6 protein-coding genes are annotated in these 4,542 nt (G+C 70.2%); 3 read left to right on the top strand and 3 right to left on the bottom strand.

From position 1 onward, the window contains the following. Positions 1–169 precede the first annotated feature (169 nt). The gene (locus tag AC1D12_RS25600; RefSeq protein ID WP_477826008.1) at positions 170–1,171 is read left to right on the top strand and encodes an expansin EXLX1 family cellulose-binding protein; all 1,002 of its coding nucleotides are present in this window, start codon (positions 170–172) and stop codon (positions 1,169–1,171) included. A gap of 15 nt (positions 1,172–1,186) precedes the next feature. Here AC1D12_RS25600 and AC1D12_RS25595 read toward each other — a convergent pair whose 3' ends face one another. The 3 genes from AC1D12_RS25595 to AC1D12_RS25585 are packed head-to-tail and all read right to left on the bottom strand — an operon-like array spanning position 1,187 to position 2,392. After that, positions 1,187–1,606 (bottom strand): GFA family protein, encoded by a 420-nt coding sequence (locus tag AC1D12_RS25595; RefSeq protein WP_477826007.1) that lies wholly within the window; start codon positions 1,604–1,606, stop codon positions 1,187–1,189. 4 nt (positions 1,607–1,610) lie between these two features. Beyond that, entirely contained in the window at positions 1,611–2,075 is a 465-nt protein-coding gene (locus AC1D12_RS25590; protein WP_477843726.1) for an SRPBCC family protein, read from the bottom strand. A gap of 2 nt (positions 2,076–2,077) precedes the next feature. Next, positions 2,078–2,392: an ArsR/SmtB family transcription factor gene (locus tag AC1D12_RS25585; RefSeq protein WP_465114760.1), complete on the bottom strand. Its 315-nt coding sequence runs from the start codon at positions 2,390–2,392 to the stop codon at positions 2,078–2,080. A gap of 92 nt (positions 2,393–2,484) precedes the next feature. Between AC1D12_RS25585 and AC1D12_RS25580 the strand changes: the two genes are divergently transcribed. Together AC1D12_RS25580 and AC1D12_RS25575 are read left to right on the top strand one after the other, a co-directional pair. Then, positions 2,485–3,753 (top strand): leucine-rich repeat-containing protein kinase family protein, encoded by a 1,269-nt coding sequence (locus AC1D12_RS25580; RefSeq protein WP_477843723.1) that lies wholly within the window; start codon positions 2,485–2,487, stop codon positions 3,751–3,753. Then, positions 3,750–4,542 (top strand): trypsin-like serine protease (locus AC1D12_RS25575; RefSeq protein WP_477843721.1); only part of this gene is annotated, 793 nt, incomplete at its 3' end. The genes AC1D12_RS25580 and AC1D12_RS25575, both read left to right, overlap by 4 nt.

Raw genomic sequence — 4,542 nt, 5'->3', positions numbered from 1 at the left:
GGGCATCAGACGACAGGGCAGGCGACACGGCAGGCGGCGCGCCGACCGCGGTCTGACAGGCAGTCCCGGCACCGAAACAAGTGCAGCCGGGTGTATCACACCCTGGCGCTGTCGCCGACTCGGCGCGACAGTCCCCGTGCGCCAATGCGGCGCAGCAACGGGAGCAGCCATGACATCATCCGACGCGACGACACGCCGCAGCATCGCGGCACTCATCGGAAGCCTGCTGATGGGAGGCCCCCTGGTGGCGGCCGCCCAAGGCAACTACCAGCAGACGCACACCGGACAGGGCACCTTCTACGGATACGGCGGCGGCGGCAACTGCTCGTTCCCCAAGCCCACCGGGATCCTCACCGCGGCCATGAACACGGCCGACTACAACACCGCCCAGGCCTGCGGCGCCTGCATCGAGGTGACGAACCTGAACACGCAGCAGTCGGTGGTCGTGCGCGTGGACGACCGCTGTCCGGAATGCGCACCCGGCGATGTCGACCTGTCGCAAGAGGCCTTTGCCGGCATCTCGCCGCTGGGGGCCGGCCGCATTCCGATCAGCTGGAAATACGTGTCGTGCACGCCGCCGGCGGCGAAGGTCTACTTCAAGGAGGGCTCCAGCCCATGGTGGGCCGGCGTGCAGGTGCGCGACCATCGCAGCCCGGTCGCGTCCCTCGCCTGGCGGCCCAGCGGCGGCAGCGGCGCGTACACCCCCCTCGGGCGCGAGATGTACAACTACTTCATCGCCCCGAGCGGCATGGGGCCGGGGCCCTACGACCTGCAGATCACCGACGTGTTCGGCCAGATGATCACGGCGACGGGCGTGGCGCTGGCCGTCACGACGGAGATCGATCTCGGCCTTCAATTCCCGACGGTCCTGCCGTCTCCCGGCAGCTCGTCCGGCGGAGGCGGCAGCGGCGGAGCCGCCCTGCCGGCCACCACGAGCATCGCCGTGGCGAACGACTGGGGCCAGGGCTATTGCAGCAACGTCACCGTGACGAACCCGAATGCGACGCCGCTGACCTGGACGGCGTCCTTCAGCGTCGCCGGCACCACCTACACGTCGTGGAATGCCACGCTGTCGCAAAGCGGCAGCACCGTCACCGCCAGTGGCGTGTCCTGGAACCAGGTGCTGCAGGCCGGGGCGAGCACGTCGTTCGGGTTTTGCGCCAATCGGTGAGCGTGGGCCCGCAGCTCAAGGGGCAGCCGGCATCCGCTCGAACGCCTGCAACGCCGGATCGACGGCATCCCATGCCAGCCCCCGCACGCGGTACGTGAGCACCTGGGGATCGAAGCGCGCGGGCTCGTCGAGGCTGCCCGCCGGCACCGCGATCAGGTCCGGCATCGCCGCAAAGCGCAGGAACACCGGCGTTCCGCAGACCGGGCAGAAGGCGTGCACCTTCACGTTGCCGCTGTCGCCCGCGACCTCCCAGTGCGTCGCCTCGCCGGTGATCGCCATCTCGGCGCGTGCGGCAAAGGTCAGCCAGGAGCCGTGCCCGGTGCCGCTGCGCCGCTGGCAGTCGCGGCACTGGCAGTGGTTCTGGAAGATCGGCGCGTGCTTCGTCGCGTAGCGGATCGCGCCGCACGCGCATCCGCCGGTGTAGGGCGTCGTCATGGCGTCACGCCGCCTTGGGCTTGGCGAAGACATCGATGCCCTGCCCCGTCTCGAGCAGCGACTTCAGGCTCGACAGCACGATCGGCCAGCCCTGCTGGATGCCCTTGGCCATGCCGCTGCCGGCCTCGAGTTCGTCGTGCGTGACGGTCAGCCGCACCATCCCGTCGTACGGCGCCACGTCGAAGCTCACGCGGCTGTAGCTGCCCGGATCGGCGGCCTGCGACGCGTTCGCCCAGGTGATGACCAGGCGCGTCGGCGGCACCACCTCGACCACCTTGCCGACCAATTGCAGCGTGCGCTGCTCGTCGGCGCGAATGTGTTGCCAGTCCGATCCGGGCTGCCAGTCGGACACGTTCTCGTGGCCCCAGTAGCGCCGCGCGATCTCCGGCTTCGTGATCGCCTCGAACACCTTCTCCGGCGTCGAGCGGATGTAGGTCACGTAGACGAAACTGGTTTTCTCTTTGCTCATCGTCACTCTCCTTCGAGTTCCTTCTTCAGGTCGTGCAGCAGGCTGAGCCGCTGACGTTCGAACTTGCGCACCCACCGCTCGTAGACCTCGTGCAGCGGCACCGGGTTGATGAAATGCAGCTTCTCCCGGCCCCGCCAAACGGTGCTCACCAGGTGGGCCGCCTCCAGCAGCCCGAGGTGCTGCGTGACCGATTGGCGCGCCATGTCCATGTGCTCGCACAGCTCGCCCAGCGTCTGGCCGTTGTGCTCGCACAGCAGGTCGAGCAGCTTTCTGCGTGTCGGGTCGGCCAGTGCCTTGAATACCTTGTCTGCGTCCATTCGTTGCGTTCTTGCGTGAAGCGATAATAGGCAGGCAAATGCCTGCATGTCAAGTCGATGATCGACAATGCGGGCAGCCCGCGACCCGACCGATGGAGCCCACGCTGCAACCCGACCTGACTGCTGCCCGCACCCTGGACCGCCAGACCCTCGATCGATTGCGCGCCGGCGAATTGCAAGGCTGCACCCGCCTCGACCTGCGCGGCTGCGGTCTCGTGGAACTGCCTGCCGAGGTGCTGGCATTGGCCGACACGCTCGAGGTGCTCGACGTGTCGGGCAACGCGCTGGGCTCGCTGCCCGACGGGCTGGCGCGCCTGACGAGGCTTCACACGCTGTTCGCCTCCGGCAACCGCTTCACCGCGTTGCCGCCGGTGCTGGGCCGCCTGCCCGCGCTCGACACGATGGGCTTCAAGGCCAACCGGATTGCCGACGTGCCGGCGCAGGCGTTGGCGCCCACGCTGCGCTGGTTGATCCTGACCGACAACCGCATCGCGGYCCTGCCGTCCACGCTGGCCGACTGCACCCGCATGCAGAAGCTGATGCTGGCCGGCAACCGGCTCACGCGGCTGCCGCCGGGCATGGGCCGCCTGCAGCGGCTCGAATTGCTTCGGCTGTCGGCCAACGCCTTCGAGYGGGTGGAGCATGCGTTGACCGACGAGCTGCTGGCCTTGCCGCAACTGGCCTGGCTGGCCCACGCCGGCAACCCGTTCAGCGCGGCGCGCGAGCAGGCCGCGCAAGCCATCGCGACCGTCCAGCCGATCGCGTGGCGCGAACTGCGGCTGCACGCGCTGCTGGGCGAAGGGGCCTCCGGCCACATCCATGCCGCGCAGTGGCAGCCGGGCGACGGTCCGGTGCAGGACGTCGCGGTGAAACTCTTCAAGGGCAGCGTGACCAGCGATGGCCTGCCCGGTTGCGAGATCGCCGCCACGCTGATGGCCGGCAGCCACCCGCAGCTCGTCGGCGTGCTCGGTGCCCTCGCCGACCATCCCGACGGGACGCCGGGCCTCGTGCTGCCGCGGCTCGCCCCGCACTGGAAGCCGCTCGCCGGTCCGCCCAGCATGGCCAGCTGCAGCCGCGACGTGTACGGCGCGGATGTGCGCCTGAGCGTCGCCCGGGCCACGTCGATCGCACGCGCGGCGACCGAGGCACTGGACCACCTGCATGCGTGCGGCCTGACCCACGGCGATCTCTACGCGCACAACCTGCTGGTCGATGGCGGCGATCGCGCGCTGCTCAGCGACCTGGGTGCGGCGTCGCTGCTGCCGCCGGACGACCCGCCGCTGCGCGCCGCGCTGCAGGCCCTCGATCGACGGGCCCTGGGCATCCTGGTCGACGAACTGGCGCAGCATGGCGAACCATGAATCCCGCCCGACGCCAACTGCTCACCGCGTCGTCGTGCCTGGCACTCGGCGCACCGGCCCGCGCCCTGATGGCCGGTACCGCACCCGATTCGCCCGACGCGCGCATCGACGCGAACACGCCGTCGTCGCCGTGGACCTCCGCGGTCGCGGTGCTGACGCCGAGCGGCATCTTCTCGGGCGTGGTCGTCGCAGCGCGCTTCGTGCTGACGGCCTCGCACGTGACAGGCAGCGCGACGCCCGGCACCCTCACCGTGCAGCTGAACCACCAGGCGACCCCGGTGCAGATCGGTGCGACCGCCGTCACCCCCTTCCCCGGTGCCTCGTTCCCGTACGACGACCTGTCGCTGATCACGCTCGCGAGCCCGGTGCCCGAGGGCGTCGGGATCCTGCCGATCTACCGCGACGCACCGCCGGCGCAACAGGTGCTGACACTGGTCGGCTACGGCGCCGGCGGCACCGGCGACACCGGCCCCGGCGGGCCACGCTCGGCCGCCGTCAAGCGCGTCGGCCGCAACGTGCTCGACGCGGTGCGCCAGAGCATCGACGGCTCGGGCCGCCGCAGCCTCTTCTTCCTGTACGACTTCGACGGCCCCTGGGGCAACGGACCGCTGGGGGAGTCGAGCCTCGGCAATGCCATCGAGACCGGCGTGGCCCCGGGTGACTCCGGCGGCCCCGCGTATGCCGAGATCGGCGGGCGGCGCTGGCTGCTCGGCATCAACACGATGACGCTCTCCGCCAGCAAGGGGATGCCGGTGGACTTCCGCTTCGRCACGATCGGCGGCGGCATGC

It is taken from the genome of Rhizobacter sp. P1_G5, from assembly GCF_056405435.1.
The sequence above is the reverse complement of the archived record's forward strand: the minus strand, read 5'-3'. Positions and strand labels throughout refer to the sequence as shown.

Coding starts and splice junctions, on each gene's coding strand:
- AC1D12_RS25600 (WP_477826008.1), top strand. CDS start 170: ATGACATCATCCGACGCGACGACACGCCGCAGCATCGCGGCACTCATC.
- AC1D12_RS25595 (WP_477826007.1), bottom strand. CDS start 1,606: ATGACGACGCCCTACACCGGCGGATGCGCGTGCGGCGCGATCCGCTAC.
- AC1D12_RS25590 (WP_477843726.1), bottom strand. CDS start 2,075: ATGAGCAAAGAGAAAACCAGTTTCGTCTACGTGACCTACATCCGCTCG.
- AC1D12_RS25585 (WP_465114760.1), bottom strand. CDS start 2,392: ATGGACGCAGACAAGGTATTCAAGGCACTGGCCGACCCGACACGCAGA.